11 protein-coding genes are annotated in these 19110 nt (G+C 33.5%); all 11 read left to right on the top strand.

Annotated elements, in window-relative coordinates:
• Positions 1-2 precede the first annotated feature (2 nt).
• Positions 3-3506 carry a BREX system P-loop protein BrxC gene (gene brxC, locus LB467_RS14420; RefSeq protein WP_224474755.1) on the top strand — a complete coding sequence of 1168 codons (3504 nt, stop codon included), beginning with the start codon at positions 3-5 and terminating at the stop codon, positions 3504-3506.
• Positions 3506-7057 (top strand): BREX-1 system adenine-specific DNA-methyltransferase PglX, encoded by a 3552-nt coding sequence (gene pglX, locus LB467_RS14415; protein WP_224474754.1) that lies wholly within the window; start codon positions 3506-3508, stop codon positions 7055-7057. Before brxC ends, pglX begins: the two co-directional genes overlap by 1 nt.
• 8 nt (positions 7058-7065) lie before the next feature.
• Positions 7066-7929 (top strand): hypothetical protein, encoded by an 864-nt coding sequence (locus LB467_RS14410; RefSeq protein ID WP_224474753.1) that lies wholly within the window; start codon positions 7066-7068, stop codon positions 7927-7929.
• A 4-nt stretch (positions 7930-7933) separates the two neighbouring features.
• Positions 7934-8551: an alpha-ketoglutarate-dependent dioxygenase AlkB family protein gene (locus LB467_RS14405; protein WP_224474752.1), complete on the top strand. Its 618-nt coding sequence runs from the start codon at positions 7934-7936 to the stop codon at positions 8549-8551.
• A 38-nt stretch (positions 8552-8589) separates the two neighbouring features.
• Complete coding sequence (locus LB467_RS14400) at positions 8590-9594, top strand: 3'-5' exonuclease (RefSeq protein WP_224474751.1); 1005 nt, start codon at positions 8590-8592, stop codon at positions 9592-9594.
• 2 nt (positions 9595-9596) lie between these two features.
• Positions 9597-11366: a hypothetical protein gene (locus LB467_RS14395; protein ID WP_224474750.1), complete on the top strand. Its 1770-nt coding sequence runs from the start codon at positions 9597-9599 to the stop codon at positions 11364-11366.
• 3 nt (positions 11367-11369) lie between these two features.
• Positions 11370-12833, top strand: coding sequence for a hypothetical protein (locus tag LB467_RS14390; protein WP_224474749.1), 1464 nt, complete (start codon positions 11370-11372; stop codon positions 12831-12833).
• Positions 12833-15331, top strand: coding sequence for a BREX-1 system phosphatase PglZ type A (gene pglZ / locus LB467_RS14385; protein ID WP_224474748.1), 2499 nt, complete (start codon positions 12833-12835; stop codon positions 15329-15331). The genes LB467_RS14390 and pglZ overlap by 1 nt, the downstream gene beginning before the upstream one ends.
• Positions 15332-17350 carry a BREX system Lon protease-like protein BrxL gene (gene brxL / locus LB467_RS14380; protein WP_224474747.1) on the top strand — a complete coding sequence of 673 codons (2019 nt, stop codon included), beginning with the start codon at positions 15332-15334 and terminating at the stop codon, positions 17348-17350.
• Positions 17351-17494: 144 nt separating this feature from the next.
• Positions 17495-18385 carry a hypothetical protein gene (locus LB467_RS14375; protein ID WP_224474746.1) on the top strand — a complete coding sequence of 297 codons (891 nt, stop codon included), beginning with the start codon at positions 17495-17497 and terminating at the stop codon, positions 18383-18385.
• Positions 18357-18545, top strand: coding sequence for a hypothetical protein (locus LB467_RS14370; protein WP_224474745.1), 189 nt, complete (start codon positions 18357-18359; stop codon positions 18543-18545). Before LB467_RS14375 ends, LB467_RS14370 begins: the two co-directional genes overlap by 29 nt.
• The last annotated feature ends 565 nt before the right edge of the window (positions 18546-19110 follow it).

Raw genomic sequence — 19110 nt, 5'->3', positions numbered from 1 at the left:
CCATGACAATAAAAGAATACTTTGCTAAGCCTGTAGACCGACCAATTGAAACGGTTATTAAAGCTGATGACAGAGATAATATTTCAACCGAAGTTGCAGAATATGTAATCACCGATGAAATCTCCAAGAAAATTCGAGATCTTTTCCAGGCTTATAATAATTACAATGGTGTAAACGGGGTTTGGATCTCTGGTTTTTTTGGATCGGGTAAGTCTCACTTACTTAAAATTCTTTCTTATGTATTAGAAAACAAGGAAGTGGAAGGTTATAAATGTGGAGAGTTGTTTGCTGAAAAGATTGAAAACGACGAAATGCTAAAAGGGGATGTATTATCCGCTACTCGGATACCTTCTGAAGCAATTCTGTTCAACATTGACCAACAAGCTCAAATTACATCAAAGGCAGATGAAAATGCTATACTTTCAGTTTTTTACAAAGTCTTCTTCGATCATCTAGGGTACTATGGATTTCAGCCGCACGTAGCGGAATTTGAGATGTGGTTGGATAAACAGAAAAAATATTCCGATTTTAAATCCAGATTTGAGAAGTTACACGGTAAGTCCTGGGAAGAAGCTCGTACTGATTATTTTGATCCAATGGTAACCGATGATCTTGAAGAAGTGTTAGGAAAGATATTCGGTAAGGATGCTTCAAAATATGAAGATATCCTGGATGAAATGGAGGATAAGCAAAAGCAGTCCATCGAAGACTTGAGTTATCGGGTGAATGAATACATCAATACCAAACCTGCTGGCTTCAAGTTGAATTTCTTTGTTGATGAAGTAGGTCAATATATCAGTGACAACACTAAATTGATGCTAAACCTTCAGACTATTGCGGAATCATTGGCTACCAAGACAAAAGGGAGGTCGTGGATTTTAGTTACCTCTCAGGAAGATATGGAAAAGGTAATTGGAGATATGACCAAAGCCCAAGAAAATGACTTTTCCCGTATTCAGGCAAGGTTTAAACTTAAGGTTCCTCTTACTTCTGCTAACGTAGATGAAGTAATTGAAAAACGTTTATTAAAGAAGAAAGATGATGCTAAAGATCAACTTATCGCATTATATAAGAAAGAGAATGCTCATTTAGATACTTTACTATCATTTTCTGAATCTGGAGTTCAGTTTAAAGGATTTAAAGGAGAAGGAGATTTTGCTAATAAGTATCCATTTATTCCCTATCAATTTGATTTGTTCCAACAATGTAGACGTGCCCTGTCTTCTCACAATGCATTTCAGGGTAGGCATTCTTCTGTTGGTGAGCGTTCTATGTTAGGAGTTTTTCAACAAGTGATCCAACAAATCGAAAATGGAGATGATCGTACCCTGGTGAGCTTTGATAAAATGTACAGCGGGATCAAGAATGAGCTAAGAGGTGAAATGCAAAGCTCTATTAATCTTGCAGAAAAAAACCTCGAAAATCCATTTGCGATTAAGGTTTTAAAAGCACTCTTCCTGGTGAAGTACTTCAATAACTTCAAAACTACCAAGAGAAATTTATCGGTGCTAATGCTGGACAATATGGATGTTGATCTAAAAGAGCATGAGAAGGATATAGAAATAGCTTTAAATCAACTCGAAAATCAAAGTTATATCCAAAGAAACGGAGAGGTTTATGAGTTTCTAACCGATGATGAAAAGGATGTTGAACAGGAAATAAAAAATACAGAGGTTGATGATTCGCAGGTAACTCAGCTGCTTAGAGAAATTTTATTTGATGAGATCATCAGGGATAATAAGATAAAATACCTGGAGAATAGACAGGATTATGACTTTACCAGTAAAATAGATGGTTCAATTCTAGGGCGTGAAAAGGAACTGGAAATAGAATTAATAACAGAAAACTATCCGGAATATACAAACACGACTTATCTGCAATCCCAAACTATGGGAAGTACCGGGATGAAAATGGTTTTGGCTTCAGATTCTAATTTTATCAAGGACTTGAAAATGTATCTGAAGACCGATAAGTATGTGAAGCAAAATCGTTCCACCTCTAATCGGCCTGAAGTGAGCAGGATTCTGGCTGAGAAAAGTCAGTTAAATGTTCGCAGGAAATCTAATTTGAAAGAACTTGCCGATAAACTCTTGTCAGAATCTACAGTATACCTGAATGGGAACAAGCACGAAATGAGTGTAACTTCTGATGGGAAGACCAGAGTAGTAAAAGCTTTTCAGGATTTGGTGAAGAATGTGTACTCTAACCTGAAAATGCTTGGGAATATTCAGTTTAGTGAGGAGACCATTAGAAGCGTGGTAAAGAACCCGCAAGATGATCTTTTTGGTGCAGATGATTCTACAATGTCTGAAGCCGAAAATCAAATTTTTAGCCTGATAAACAGGAGGAAAAAAAGATCGGAACGTACGGCACTTTCAGATTTGAAAGATGAATTTACTAAGAAACCTTATGGCTGGTATCCAAATGCCATCTGGACGGTAGTTGCAAAACTTTATCGTAGAGGGAAAATTGAATTGAAGCAGGATTCTAATATTCTTGAAGATCAGGATGTTGTTAATGCACTAATCAATAGTTCTTACCATAGCAATACCTTATTGGAACCTCAGGAAGAGGTAGATCCAAAACAGGTTAAGGCTTTAAAGCAAGCTTATCACGATGCTTTTGATGAAACCTGTTCTGTTAATGAAGCCAAGGAAGTTGCCAAGGCTTTTAAGGAGAAACTACAGTCTATGTTATCGGAAGTTAGTCAGCTTCAGGTGCAGGAAAGACAGTATCCTTTTTTAGCCAGTTTAAATTCCTTTTCAGAGAAATTGAAGGTTTGGGTTCGCAAGGATTACAATTATTTTTTAAATGATTTAAACCAAATTGAAGACGAGCTTTTAGATACTAAAGAAGATCTTTTAGTGCCTATAAAAAGATTTATGAATGGAGATCAAAAAAAGATCTATGATGACATAAGACAACTGGTAAAAGGAGATACTTCCAATTTTCTATATGTAGAGGGTGAAGAATTAGATTATTTAAATAACCTGATAGATAATAACTCCAAACCTTATCAGGGAAATGTAATTAAGGAAGGTAAAGAAGTAAAGGATCGGTTGCTGGAAAAGCTTAAGGAAACTTTTAATACTGAAAGAACAAAGGCTAACAGTAAAATTGATCGGTTGATTTCCGATTTTAAATCTAAAGATGAATTTTCTCAGCTTAGTAGTGAAGAAAAAGATCAGGTATTAGCACCTTTCAAAAATGCAAAAGAAAATATCAATAGAGAAAGATATATTTCACAGATAAGGCAAATTAAAGATCGAGCGGAAAATTATCATTTTGAGCAACAGCTTAACCAAATGTTGAAACTGGTCACTGAAGATGACCCAGATAGCGGTGGAGCAAATGAACCTCCGGCACAGTACATTAAACGATCTAATATCCGAGTTCAATTTGACAAAACTGAACTGAAGACCGAAGAAGATGTTGATGATTATCTAGAAACCCTTCGTAAATGCTTAAAAGAACATATTAAAGACAATAAAAGAATCTCGCTTTAATGAATACCAACCGACTCAAAAGATTTGCTCAGGAAGCCAGAAGAAAATTATTACAACAAGTAGGTTCCAGAATGGAACTGGTATTGACTACCGATTCTGCTGAATTAAGGGAAAAAGCTATGGCCTTAAGCAGCTTGAAAGATGCTATTAAAGGTTCTTCTAAAGAACAGGTTATAGATAAAGTGGCTTATACCTGGTTTAACAGGTTAATGGCGCTGAGATTTATGGACGTAAATGAATATCAACCTACAGGGATAAAAATAATTACTCCAAAGGATGGATATACGCTACCCGAAATTCTGGAAGATGCCAGGCAGGGACAAATTCCCGACGAGCTTCCTGTAAACAAAGAGCGAATTTATGACCTTCTTGACGGGAAAATACCGAGTTCCAATGCTCAAAATGAGGTGTATAAGGAATTGTTGATTGGTGCTTGTAACCAGTTACATTCCATCTTTCCGTTTTTATTTGAAAAGATAGATGATTATACAGAACTTCTTTTACCTGATGATCTCACCAGTGAGTTTTCCATTATCTATGAGTTTATGGAAGGAATGTTCAAGGAAGATTGTGAGGAGGTTGAGGTCATAGGCTGGTTATATCAGTTTTATATTTCGGAAAAGAAAGATGAGGTATTTGCTTCTAAGTCTAAGGTGAAGAAAGAAGATATTCCAGCGGCAACTCAGTTATTTACTCCCAGGTGGATCGTTGAATATATGGTGCAGAATACAATTGGGAAGCTTTGGTTGCAAAACAATCCAAATTCCAGGCTAAGAGAGCATATGGAGTATTTTATTGAATCTCCATCGGTTGAAGCTGAAGATTATCTAAAAATAGAATCTGTTGAAGAAATTACATTATTAGACCAGGCGTGTGGGAGTGGTCATATTTTGGTTTATGGTTTTGAATTGCTGTCTAAAATTTATGAGGAAGAAGGCTATAATCCAAGTGAAATCCCTCAGTTGATTATTCAGAAAAATCTGTTTGGTTTTGAGATCGATGAACGAGCAGCTCAATTAGCCGGTTTTGCGCTCATGATGAAAGCCAGGGCATATCATAGAAGAATATTTAGAAAAGACCTGAAACCAAATATCCTTCAATTTGAAGATGTAAGCTTTACCAAGGAAGAATTGCTTAAGGTACTGCCAAAGGTATATATGGATAAATCCAAAGAATTCCAGCGCGACCTTCATTTGATAGAGAACGCCACAAACTTTGGATCTCTTATCCAGCCAGAAAGTTCTTTAAAGTTCCTTATCCAGGGGTTGGAGGAAATTGAAAGGCAATTAAAGAAAAATCCAGATCTTTTTCTACAGGATTTATTGGTTAGACTGAAAACTGCAGATACTCAATTGATCAATCTAGCCAGGAAGTATCATTGTGTAGTAGATAATCCTCCTTATATGGGAGGGGGAGCAATGAATTCAAAGCTTTCTACTTTTGTGAAAAGTAAATATCCAGTCAGTAAGGCCGATTTAATGGCTTGTTTTATGGAAGCAGGCTTAAAAGCATTACACCCTAAAGGGTTTTTGGGGATGATTAACCAGCACAGTTGGATGTTTTTAAGTAGTTATGAAAAATTACGTGAGACATTAATTAAAGAAACTTTTTTTGATACTCTATTACATTTAGGTCCTAGAACGTTTCCTGAAATTGGTGGTGAGGTGGTACAAAATGCCTCTTTTACCTTTTGGAATACTATCAATGAAGAAAAAGGAAGTTATATCCGTTTGGTAGATGATGGAACTTCTGAATTGAAAAGAACCAAAACCCATGAAGCCATTCAAAATCGCAAGTGTGGCTGGTTTTACACTGCTAGTCAAAAAGATTTAGGAAAAATCCCTGGAAGTCCAATTGGTTATTGGTTATCAAATAATTTAATAGAAAAATTTGAAAAGGAAAAGATTAAAGATAATTTTCATCCTAAATCTGGACTCTCAACAACAGATAATCAGCAATTTTTAAGATTTTGTCACGAGGTTCCATTTAATAAAATTGGTAAACAAAAGGCTAATACCGATGAAGCGAAAGTTAGTGAAGCGAAATGGTTTCCATACAATAAAGGTGGAGATTTCAGAAGATGGAGTGGGAATCTTTATTACGTAGTAGATTGGTGGAATGATGGAGAAAACATTAGAAATTGTATAGCATCTGACTCTAAAAAACAAGTTGGTGGACGTATTGTAAGTTATGATTTTTATTTCCGAGAATCAATTAATTGGAGTGCGTTGTCATCGGGACTTTTTTCATGCAGACTTTCACCACAAGGATATTTGTTTGATTCGAAGGGACCAGCTGTATTCTTTGATGATTTTCATGATGCTAATTACTTGTTGGGGCTATTAAATTCAAAAGTTGCACAAAAATATTTGGATGTCTTATCCCCTACATTAGATTACAATCAGGGGCCAGTTGGCAAGATTCCTTTCGTTAAAGTTAATTATGAAGAGATAAATAAACATGTGTTTTTATGTGTTGAGATAAGTAAAAACGAATGGAGTACACGAGATCATTCTTGGGATTTTAAGCAAAACGAACTCATTCGTATTAAAGGGCAAGACCTGGAAGAGACCTATGATTTATTTAGGCAGTATTGGAAAAATAAATTCTTACAACTCCATAAAAATGAAGAAGAACTCAACAGGCAATTCATTGAAATCTATGGATTACAGGATGAATTAACACCAGAGGTACCTTTAGAGGATATTACCATCTTAAAAGAAGAAACAGACATCATAAATGGTGATTTGGTCTTTGATGCTAAAGAAGTCTTTACGCAGTTTATGAGTTATGCAGTAGGTTGTATGTTTGGTCGTTACTCATTAGATAAAGAAGGCTTAATACTCGCCAATCAAGGTGAAAGCCTAGAAGATTTTTTAACTAAAATTGAGAAATCTCAAGATGAGTTGTCCTTCCTTCCAGATGATGATAACATCATCCCAATACTAGATGATGAGTGGTTTGAAGACGATATTGTTAATCGTTTCTATGAGTTCTTAAAAGTGACTTTTGGTGCTGCCAACTTTGAAAAGAACCTGGCTTTTGTAGAAGACTCCTTAGGTAAAGACATCCGTAAGTTTTTCGTGAAAGACTTTTATAAGGACCATATCAAGCGTTATAAGAAGCGTCCTATTTATTGGATGTTCTCATCACCAAAAGGTTCTTTCAATGTGCTTATCTATATGCACCGTTATACTCCGGATACCTTAAATAATATTCTTAACGCTTACCTCCTGGAATATAGGGAGAAAATCAAAGCTCGTATTGAACACTTGGATCATGTAATTGAGACAGGAAGCTCTATAGAGCAAACCAAAGCAGGAAAAGAAAAAGACAGGTTAAGAAGTGTTCTATTAGAATTACAGGAATATGAACGAGAGATCCTATATCCCCTGGCCACAGCGCGTATCTCTATAGACCTGGATGACGGGGTGCTTGTAAATTATAACAAGTTTGGGAAAGCCATTCAAGAAGTAAAAGGCTTAAACGATAAGAAGGCCAAGGAGAAGATTAAGAAGTTTGATTGGATAGAAACAGAAGCGATAATCTAAAAACAAGCATGAAGTATATTAAACCAGAAATTATTAGTCTGAAGAACAGCCAGGAATTCAATGAAAAATGGCTGCAAGCCAGGATCGAAGAAGATCCTTCTATGTTAGGGCTTGGAGATCTTGAATTTAGAGATACAGAAAAGATCATGGTTGGAGGTGGTAGATTAGATACTATCTTATATGATCCTGAAGATAAGAAGCGCTATGAAGTGGAAATCCAATTAGGGAAGACTGATGAAACTCATGTAATCAGGACTATTGAATACTGGGATTTAGAGCGTAAAAAGAATCCGCAATACAATCACTGTGCTGTGATTATTGCTGAGGATATTACAAGTAGATTTCTAAATGTAATTTCTTTATTTAATGGGTTTATACCTTTAATTGCTATTCAGGTAAAAGCAGTAAAGTTTCAGGACAATATCTCGTTATTCTTCACCAAAGTACTGGATGAGGTAACTTTTGATTTGTTAGATGAGGATACAATTTCCGAGCCTACCGATAAATCTTACTGGGAGAAAAAGGCTTCAAACTCTTCGGTTAAATTAACTCAGGAAATAATAGCAGAATTGGGAGAAATAACCGAAGAATATAAGCTTAAATACAATAAGCACTATATAGGGATTGAGCGTAATAATATGGCAAATAACTTTGTCACTTTCGTTCCCAGGAAGACCATGGTTATCATGAATATTAAACACGAGAGAGTCGAGGAAGTAGATGAACTTTTGGAAAGCTCAGACCTAGATATCTTGTCGTATGATAAGCAGTGGAAACAATATAGAGTAAGGTTAAGTGACAAGGATTTAGCATCGAATATTGACTTGCTGAAGAACCTTGTTGAAAAAGCAAAACACGAATATCACAGTTAAGCTTATGGATCAATTAGATTTATTTGGAAATTCTGAATCAGAGCCACAAAACTATTTTGAAGTTCAAAATGGAGAATATGTACATTTTCCTAATTTTTTTAATAAAAAGCAAGCTGATAATTATTTTCAAGCTCTTTTAAATAAAATAGAATGGAAACAAGAGTCTATGAATATCTACGGGAAACAAATAAATTTCCCGAGGCTTACCGCGTGGTACGGTGATAATGACAAGCCATATAGTTTTTCAGGAATCACACTAAATCCTCATCCTTGGAATAAGGAGCTTCTTGAAATTAAGGAGAATATAGAGCCTGAGGCGGGAACTGAATTCAACTCAGTATTATTAAATAGATATAGAGACGGTAATGATTCTATTTCCTGGCATACCGATGCAGAAAAAGAATTAGGTCAGAATCCTATTATAGCCTCGGTTAATTTTGGGGCTGAAAGAAAGTTTCAGCTCAAGCACATGGAAACTGGTGAAAAAGTAGAACTTATTTTAAAACACGGTAGTCTTTTAGTTATGAAAGGAGAGCTACAGCATTTTTGGAAGCACCAGGTGCCAAAAACTAAAAAGAAAATATCAGAACGCATAAACTTAACTTTTAGAGTAATCAAGTAAAAATCGGCCGCCCTACCAGCCTCTTAAATTATTTTTTAATGGCATATTATTTTAATCTTCCTATAATTACGGATCTTACCCCTTCCCAGCAATTAGTTGTGAATGAAGTTGATCCAATTGCAGTTTCGGGTGGTCCAGGTACAGGGAAAACTGTTGTTAATCTATGGCGACATATTTATAATCACGAAAAGGGTGGTAAAAAAAGCTTACTGTTAACCTATACTAAAACTCTCGAACATTATCTTAAGGCAACTGCGGCGACTAAAAACAAGAGTGCTTCCAACCACATTGATAGGACTTATAGATGGACATACAATAGTAGCAAAGAGTTTTATGACGAAATCATTATCGATGAGGCTCAGGATGTGGAATTAGAAAGGTACTATAAAGTAAAAAAACAGTGTAATGATTGTAGCTATGGAGCTGATGATGCTCAAAGTTTATATCCAGATAAACACACCAGTTTAGATCAATTGAGAGATTTATTTGGTAATAATGAAGAGTATGAATTGGACAAGAATTTTCGAAATTCAAGAGAAATATTATTATTTACAAAGGCCGCTTTTCCAAATCACTATATTCCCCAACAAGTTATATTAGGTTCAAGAAGCACTGGCATACTGCCTATTGAATTAAATATTGGGTGGGAATTTGAAGATTGTGTAGACCAAATTAATGAAATTATATCTCAATTTTCTTCGAACACTCACAATATTGGGATTTTAGTTCCTGGAAGAAATCAGGTTAGTAAATATTTTGAAGCTTTGGAGGAAGATAATACTATATCAAAATATGAAGGTGAGATGACAGGTTTGTTTAGTATTGAAAATATTCATGTGACTACCTATAAATCTTCTAAAGGACTTGAGTTTGATACAGTGATCATTCCCGATTTTGATAGTTATAAATGGTACATAAACAATACTAGTAATACTTCTGAAAATGATTACTATGTAGCTTTGACAAGGGCAAAAACTAACTTATTTTTAATCACTAAAAATTCTTTAACAGGAATCGATACATCTACTTACGAAACAGAATAGTTATGAAGTCAATTTATCTGCCAATATCACCTGCTAATCTTGCGCATTATTTCAGAACAGGACTTATAGCACCAGCTAGATTTTTATCAAACAGGAATGAAGATTTACAAAGCAAATTTGGAAACTTCTTATTATTCTGCTCTGAAAAATATACAAATGAAACAGAATGTGCCTTAGAATTGGTATTGAGTAAAGAAGAATTTAATAATGTTACCGCTGTAGAAGATAATTTCTTTATTGCAGATTTAATTCTTCCTATAAGTAGAGTAAAAAATGTTTTTTTTAGGGAAACAGAGCAAGGAGACAAAACTGTTTGGAATATTGAAAGCGGCGCTGCTTTTATTCCAAATGAATTAGTTAAAATTGATAAGGACTCAAAAATAGCTTTTGCTGGTAAATTATCACGGAGAGGATTAGATGCCCGGGAACCTTCAGAAAAAAAAGAGCAGAAAATTTTATTATTCGACAGATTGATGGGAGGATTAGCATTAATGCAGATAGGAGGCGAAGATTGGCAAAATTATTCTGAAAACTATATTGCAATACTTTCCCTTTTGAATAAGAAGATAAAAGAAGAATGGAAAGAGGGTGGGCAAATTGGAGATTTTAATAAGTATGACTGGCTAATTTTCCAAAAAGAAGGACATAAGCAATTTAGCAAATATGTTTTTTCAAAAGTAAATGATGAAGTTTTAGAAAGGTATGCTCAAAACGAAGGAATTCGTTTTGAAAAAAAGCTTGGCCTAATCCAACTTGATAAAATTAAAAAGCAATCTTATACTTATTTAGCTGCAATTTTAGCCACGTTTGATGTGGACGGAAGAAAGAAAATTGATGATTTCTTTTCATTTCTTTTTCACAGTGATTTCGAACCGGATAGAAAGGAAGGTATTGCCTTAATGTTTGGCTTAAATAAAGGTTATACAGCCTTTAGGAATAAATATAAAACAGAGGATATTGATCTTGAAGTTAAGTTTGGATTAGATAGTCAACTCGACTATTATACTATTGAAAGTATATACCAATATGTTTTTAATGGAAAAACAGATAATTATAATTATGATTATTTAGATAGCTGGTGCCCTAAAAATTCACTTGAGAATTTAGTGGAATACGAAGCCTATAAAATTCTGGATGAACAAATTGTTTATAAAAAAAAAGTTGTGGTTGGTTCTTCAGAATACTTTCAAGGGTTATATCAAAACTTTTCACCTGAAATTTATAGCGAAGTTTTCAAGGTTGTTAATGAATGGTTTCCATCTTTTATGCAAACCGACAATATTCAAGGAGGGCAGCAATATTTGGATTCAAAAGTCCACGAAAAGGTACAGGATATTTTTAAATCTATTTTCAACCAGATTAAATCTGACCTTGAAATAAAGGAGACTGTAAATGAGAAATCATTAGGAAATAAAACTGAAAAAAGTGAGGAATCAGAAAGCTCAGACCAAAATAAATTATTAAACGAGTATCAACTTCAGAATTCTGATGAGTCTATGGACTCAATGAATAACTCTTCAAATCGCAAAAATAGTGTCGAGGAAGAACCACTTTCAAAATACTCCGATGGGTCTATTATTTTTCCCGGTTTAGAAGAAGATAATATTGATGAAAAATTGGAAAAAAGAGTAGTTCAATTGACCAAAGAAGGTATCACAAAACTTAAAACAAAGGCCAAAAAACTCGGCATACCACGTTATAGCACCTACAATAATAATAATAAAGATCAATTGATTAAGCTCATAGCTACAGAAGAATTAAGAAACGGATAAAAAATGAATTTTATTAACGACTTGAATTATAGCTCTGTAGATACGGAAACTTTATCGGAATATTTAAATAAAAATGTTGATTTAGCCTATGATTATTTTATCTCCCAGAGTTACTCAGAAATCAAATCAGAAAAAAAGGAGATAGATCAGTATATTTTTCAAAATTTGAATGTTATTAAAAAACTGGATTTATCCGAAAGGTCTAATTCGACATTTATATTATGTTTATTAGAAGTTTCAGAAAGACTTGGTTTTACTTTGTACTTTCAGAGACTTTACAAATTACTTCTAACCGCAGATATTCAAATTTCCCTTCGGCTTCAAGCAGCTAAAATGTATTTCTCGGGAATGAGGAACATTGCAGATTTTGAAAAGGTTTTATATCTAATTCTTGAAAAACTAGAAAAAGCATTTATAATTGAAGAGGATGGTGTAGACAAGGTTATTCTCACAGTCACTAAGCTTTATACGACTATAATTGAAAGTTTTGGCGAGTATAATGCTGAAGGTGTTTTAAAATTTAAAAATCAACTTAAAGAAGCTAAAAATGATTTTTTCTTTCTTCGGAATGAAACTATTTCACATATTCTAGCAGTTGATTTAACCAATTCTAATTCTGCTTCTGGTGAAATTCATGAAATATTAGATGAGTTTCTAAAGAGGGAAAAATTTGTATATCCCTTTTCCAAAGGTAATTTTTTAATAGAAAGTGGTACAGAATATTCGAAAAATATAACCTCAGGATCACTTTCATTTGCGACGATTAGGAATGTTTCCTCCAACTCTTATAGATCAATAAAACAGGATTCAATATTTAATTCTCTTGGTCGAGGAGTAGAGGTTTTAACATCGGAAGAGCAACTTTTAGCTTATATGTATGGTTATGGTAAAATGCATTTTGCTAAGATTAATGAAGGTTTTAAAAAGTTGCCGAACGATATTTTGGATCAGTCCTTAGATATTATTGATTGGGGCTGCGGACAGGCCTTAGCTTCTCACTCCTTCTTAGATTATTATTCGAGTGATACACCGTCCCAAAATATTATGTCCTTCCATCTTATAGAGCCATCCGAAATAGCCTTACGAAGAGGTGCGTTGCATTTAAAAAGTTTTGACAATAAATTGAATTTAATTACAATTAATAAGGATTTAGATTCTTTAAAAAGAGCTAATTTTCGAATCAAGGAAGAAAGAATAAAGCTTCATTTATTTTCGAATATATTAGATATTGATGCGTTTTCTTTAACTAATTTAATTTCTTTAGTCAAAACTACATTTAAAGGGGAAAATTACTTCGTCATAGCTAGTCCCTTTATTACAGATATAAAAACAGATAGAATTGATAGGTTTGTTAGTAGTTTTGAAGATAAGATAAGTTTTGATCTTTTAGCAAATGTCGATAAATATAGAGGTGAATGGTTAAATGGTTGGACGATGGTATTAAGGGTTTTTAAAGTAAATTTATAATGAAAGATATATACAATGCATTAAAAAAACTTTTCATTACAAATCGTATTATTTTTTGGTATGATGGTAAGAAAGAATTTCTGGATGAATTTTCCGATATTCAAATTGCCGATACAAATAAACTAAAGGTAGGTGGGAATGAGTTTGAAGTTAAGTACAAAATTCTTAATGATTCTCCATCCGAAAAGTTTCTTCTTTATCTACCCTATGAAAAACCTAGCAACGAAGATAATTGGTTATTAGACTTAGAACTAGCCAATCATGTATTCCATACTGATAAAGAAGCGATGTTTCTTCAAGAGCTTGGGCTAGATTATCATTTCAAGGATTTAGTAGAGGAGCATTTAGAATTCTTTAGATCAAAAGAAAGAAAACAGAAGCTAAAGATCCTGTTGGTTAAAGAAGATGATCATCACAGTATTAGATGTAAAATGCTGGCAGTTGTTTTTGGAACGGAAACCATAAATCTGGATCAGTTTGTTCAGGCCTATGCTTTACAGGCAGTTTCGAAAACCACTAATTTTGATAAGTTTCTAGATCGTTTCAATTTAAGCAGATTTTTTTGGAATGAGATAGGGAAAGTGTATAACTACCATTCTGACAAGCCATCTATCTATGATTTTTTACTAGATCTGTTTGAACACAATTTTGTTCTTGGTAAAAATAAAAACTTAAGTAGTGAGTCCAGACTAGTATTAAGTACTTGGAAGAATACGCTTCCATATCGAGATTACTTTGGACAGATCTCAGAAAAGGTTGCACAAGATTTATCAATCGAGGAAAAGTTGATTCACGCGCAATTAGATGATATAGTTTCGGATGATATTTTCAGATTGACTGATCAAAGGATAATTCATGAGTTAGTCTCCCAAATAAATTCTAATAATCTATATTATGATAAGATTGCAATTTTTGTCAAAAGGCGTAAAAACAAATTTTGGTACAAAGAATATTCTGATTTCTATAATACAATAGAATCTGGAGCTCTTTTAATTGATCTGGTGAAAAAATATAAGACGTTCGGTTCTAGTAGTTTTGATAAAGCTGTAAAAGAATATACTGATAGATTTTATGAGGTTGACTATGCCTATAGAAAATTCGTTTGGAACTACCGTCAAACAAAAAATAATAGCGTACTAAATGAATTATCTCGTGAAGTTGAAAAGATATACAATAATTCCTGGTTACTTCCCTATAATAATGACTGGCAAGAATTAGTTGATAAGATGGATCTGTGGCCGGTGGGTAAAATAGAAAGTCAACGACAATTTTTCTCTAATCACGTGAAACCTTTTCTGGAAAAGAGTCAAAAGTTGTATGTTATTATTTCAGATGCCTTCCGGTACGAATGCGGAGTAGAATTAACTGAAATACTGAATTCTGAAAATAGGTTTGACTCTTCTTTAAACCATTTAATTAGTAGTGTTCCTTCATATACTCAATTAGGGATGGCAGCGTTACTTCCACACGAAAAGATTGAAATTAAGAAGAATAGTGAAAGTGTATTAGTAGATAGTATGTCTGCCAATGGAATTCAGGGAAGAAAAAAAATTTTAGAGGTTAATTCTGGTGTAAGAGCTACAGCAATTAAAGCAGATGAATTGATGCGGATGAGCGTTAAATCTGGGGGTGAAGGTAGGGAGTTTGCTAAGAAGTATGATTTGATATATATATATCACAATCGAATCGATAAAACTGGAGATGATAAAGCTAGTGAGGAAAGAGTTTTCGATGCTGTAGAAGATGAGTTGAATTATATTGTTGATTTGTTAAAGAAAATCGCAGGTCTTAATGGGAATAATATTCTAATTACCTCCGATCATGGTTTTATTTATCAAAACCAGAAGTTAGAAGAAAGTGATTTTAGTCTGTCAAAACATCACGGGGAAGTATGGAAGGAAAATAGAAGATTTGTTATCGGTACAAATTTGAAAGGTGATGCTTCCACTAAAATATTTAATCAAACGGAATTAGGTCTGCAGAATTCAAACTTAGAGGTCTTAATTCCTAAATCTATCAATAGATTAAGGGTAAAGGGGGCAGGAAGTAGATTTGTTCATGGCGGAACAACACCTCAAGAAGTTATTATACCTTTGATAAAAGTATCTAAAAAACGTCAAGATACTGTAATTAAAGTAGGAATTGATATTATAAAGTCTGCTGATAGAATTACAACCAATATCCTACCTGTTTCATTTATTCAGCAAGAATTGGTGGTAGAAAATATTTTGGCAAGAGAAATCAAAGCAGGTATATACGCAGAAGATGGAGAATTATTGAGTGATCAATTTACATTTCTCTTTGATATAGAAGAAGGAAGCGAAAGACAAAGGGAGGTAAAACATCGCTTTCACTTAAGTAAAAAAGCCAGTAGGAATTATAAAAACCAGAGAGTAAGATTAGTTATAGAAGAACCTTTGGAAAATACTAATAAATGGAAAGTCTATAAAGAATTTTATTATACTCTAAGTATCACTTTCTCAAGCGATTTTGATTAAATGAAAGGATTAGATCAAAAACTCAACCGTAGTTTCGGAGGGAAGGTTGTCCGAAAGGACCTTACCAAACTGGTAAAAGGGAATGCTATAGTTCCCACTTATGTTCTTGAATACTTATTAGGGCAATACTGTGCTACAGATGATGAAGAAACAATAAATCAAGGGGTAGAGACTGTAAAAAATATCATTTCTAAACATTTTGTTCATAGGGATGAGGCTCAAATAATTAAATCTACAATTAGGGAAAAAGGTTCGCATCGCATAATTGATAAGGTATCAGTTAAACTAAATGATCGACGGGATAGGTATGAGGCAAGTTTTGCTAACCTTGCATTAAAACAGATCCCTATATCTGATGAAATTATAAAGGAACATCAGAAATTACTTTCTAGTGGAGTATGGTGTATATTAACCTTGGCTTATTTTCCATCTGAAGAACGAGATCATATTCCCTGGCTAGTTGAAAATTTGAAGCCCATACAAATTTCTAATGTTGATGTGAGTGAATTCAAAATAGAAAGAGCTAAATTTTCTAAGGAAGAATGGATTGATATACTAATGCAGTCCATTGGCTTGAATCCAGATGAATTTACTTTAAGAACAAAATTGCTGCAACTGATAAGATTAATTCCATTCGTTGAAAACAATTATAACTTAATAGAATTAGGACCTAAAGGAACAGGTAAGTCTCATATCTATTCAGAATTATCACCACATGGAATTTTAATATCAGGAGGAGAGGTATCTAAAGCAAAATTGTTTGTCAACAATAGCACCGGAGATATAGGATTAGTAGGCTATTGGGATGTAGTTGCCTATGATGAATTTGCAGGAAAAACAAAGAGAGCAGATAGAGGACTAGTTGACATCATGAAAAACTATATGGCAAATAAGTCATTCTCTAGAGGTACAGAAGTATACGGTGCCTCAGCTTCCATGGTTTTTGTAGGTAATACAGATCATTCAGTTCCTTATATGCTTAAGCACAGCGATCTTTTTGACGCATTGCCGAGGGATTATTACGATTCAGCTTTTTTAGATCGTTTACATGCCTATATACCTGGTTGGGAGATTCAGAAGTTGAGAAACGAAATGTTCACTTCTCATTACGGTTTTATAGTTGATTACCTGGCTGAAGTTTTACGAGATTTAAGAAAGGAGGATAGGACTAATGACTATACTCAATTTTTTGATTTATCCGATTCGATTACAACCCGTGATAAAAATAGCATTTCAAAAACTTTCTCTGGTTTAGCAAAGGTTGTTTATCCCGATGGGGAATTAAAAGAAGAAAACGCTAAGGAGTTATTAGATCTTGCAATTGAAAACCGAAAAAGAGTTAAACAGCAACTTCAGAAAATGGATGAAACTTTTGAAGAGGTAGATTTCAGCTATACAATTAAAAGCTCAGGTAAGCGCATTGAAGTTGAGACCTTAGAAATGCTGGAATTTGGTGTGCCGCAGGTTCAGGAGAAAAAAGACGATAGCGAAGATGCTGTGGAGGTTCCCGTATATAATAATGAAGAGAATAGTTTAGAAAACCTTGAAGGTAAACAAAAGGTTGTTCGTGACAACCAAACAGGTATATCATATGATAGTCTTTTCGGTGCCTATCTGGTAGGAGCCAACGAAATAACCTTGGTTGATCCGTATATAAGATTACCATACCAACTAAGGAACTTCATGGAGTTCGTGAAATTACTTTCGGAGAAAAAAGATCCGAAGGAAGAAATTAAGCTAAAATTGATTACTAGCAATAGTGAAGAGTATATTGAAAATGCTCAAGAAGCTTTTAATACGATGCGATATTCTTTAGAGAGTATGGGAATCATTCTGGAGTATGAATTTGATGATTTTATTCATGATCGATATATAAAGTTGAATAATGGCTGGAAAATTATTCTTGGTAGAGGTTTGGATATCTGGCAGAAAACTGGTGGATGGTATGATATCAATGAGTATGTTCAGGAAAAACGATCTTGTAAGAGTTGTGAGTTGACTTTTGTGAGGGTAGATTAAATGATTTAAGTAGGAATTTAAAAAGCAATAATTCCAGTAGATGAAGATTATCCATATAATTTACTGTAATTAATTGAAAAAGGAACTTAGGGGTAGTATTAGCCATTGTTCAAAGAAAATAGAGGGACATTATAAGTACGATTAATGAAAATTGAAGAATTAGAAAGTACTAATCAAATAAGTCATAGTGGTTACATAATTTGCAAATTCAATAATATCCATTCCCTTATGGAATTGAAGGAGTATTATTTAAGAAATGGGTCTTTCAGGGAATTAAAAAATTGTGGAACAGAGACAATAAGAGAGTTCTTAAGATTGATGGATCTTAAAGAAGAAATTAAAATTAATGAATCTTTTTCAAAGTTTCAAGAGGAAAAGGATGGTCTTTTGCTAATTGAATTTTTAAAAAAGGGTTTTATATCTAGGCGAACTCATAATATTTGTCGTGCAAATGGAATTGATTCTTTTCGAGAACTAGAAATTTATTATAATCAATTTAAAACTTTTCGTCATCTAAATCGTTGTGGTGTAAAAATTAATAATGAACTCTTAGCTTTATGTAAACAGGAATTCGATGAGAAAAAAAAAGAATTTATTAATTCTATCAATGAAAATTTAATTGAGGGAGAAAAGAATCACCATGAGGAACTACTAATAAATTATATAAACCAAGACAGGATTAGTAAACGGGCTTTTAAAATATGCAGACACAATGCCCTGGAAACTATTCCTCAATTAAAAGCTTTTTATAAAGAACATAAAACTTTTCAGGTTTTACCAAATTGCGGTGCTAAGATAAATAAGGAATTAAAGACTCTGTGTAAATACAATGGACAAAAACGATCAAGTTTCCTTAAAGAAAAGAAACACAAGGAAATAGTGAAAATGGAGATTATCTTAGACCATTCCAATATAGCTTTGCACAAAAAAACAATAAATAAATTTATCAAAACAAAGTTTTCTCTTTTAAGCAATTCCTCTAAGAATTCCTTAAGTCTGTATTTCAATGGAAAAATATTCATACCCACACATTAATCCCATTTTAAATCCTGATTTTAAAATTGGAAGAATCCCAAAAATAAGGGCACACTCTGTTTCTGAAATCAGGGTATTTATTGAATCTATAAAGGAATTCATTAAAAAGGTGATTGAGGACAAATCTGAAATTGAAGAGGAAAAACGTTCAAAACTTTAAAACTATAATCCAGGATCTCATCCAATCCAATAGTTTTGATAATGTTCATTTTCAGTTTTGGCGAGCAATAAAGGCTCAGCAAATAGACCAAAAAATTAAAACCCTAATGTTTTTTACAATTATAACTTCAAATTTAAAAATCCTTTTCTTTCCCTATAAACTTCATATTTTTTTCTATTTTTAACACCTCTTTAGGAGAATCGGCAAATCCATCTCCCTACAGTTTCTTGCCTAATCACTAAGCCCCTATATCTGCATGCAGACGGAACAGTCAATTATTTCAAATAAACCGCTGAATAAAGCTTTTCTAAAAATGCAGCCCAGCCGCTCACAAATAGAATTTTTTAAGCTGGACCTTATGCAATTATTAGACAGAACTTTTAATCAAGAGGTGAAATTAGGGATAAAAGACCACTGAGCATCAGATGAAAATTGTAATGGCTATTTCGGAGTGATGGTGCCACCTGTTTCGGTCAAACAGTGCCACTTTGAAAGATACTGCAATTATATAAAAAATTAATGTTACTCGTTCTTTAAAGCTCCTTTTCTTAATGATTCTCCTTTG

The sequence above is a fragment of the Salegentibacter tibetensis genome, assembly GCF_020164485.1.
GTDB lineage: Bacteria > Bacteroidota > Bacteroidia > Flavobacteriales > Flavobacteriaceae > Salegentibacter > Salegentibacter tibetensis.
Note: the sequence above shows the minus strand (reverse complement) of the source record. Positions and strands in the feature narration are given on the sequence as shown.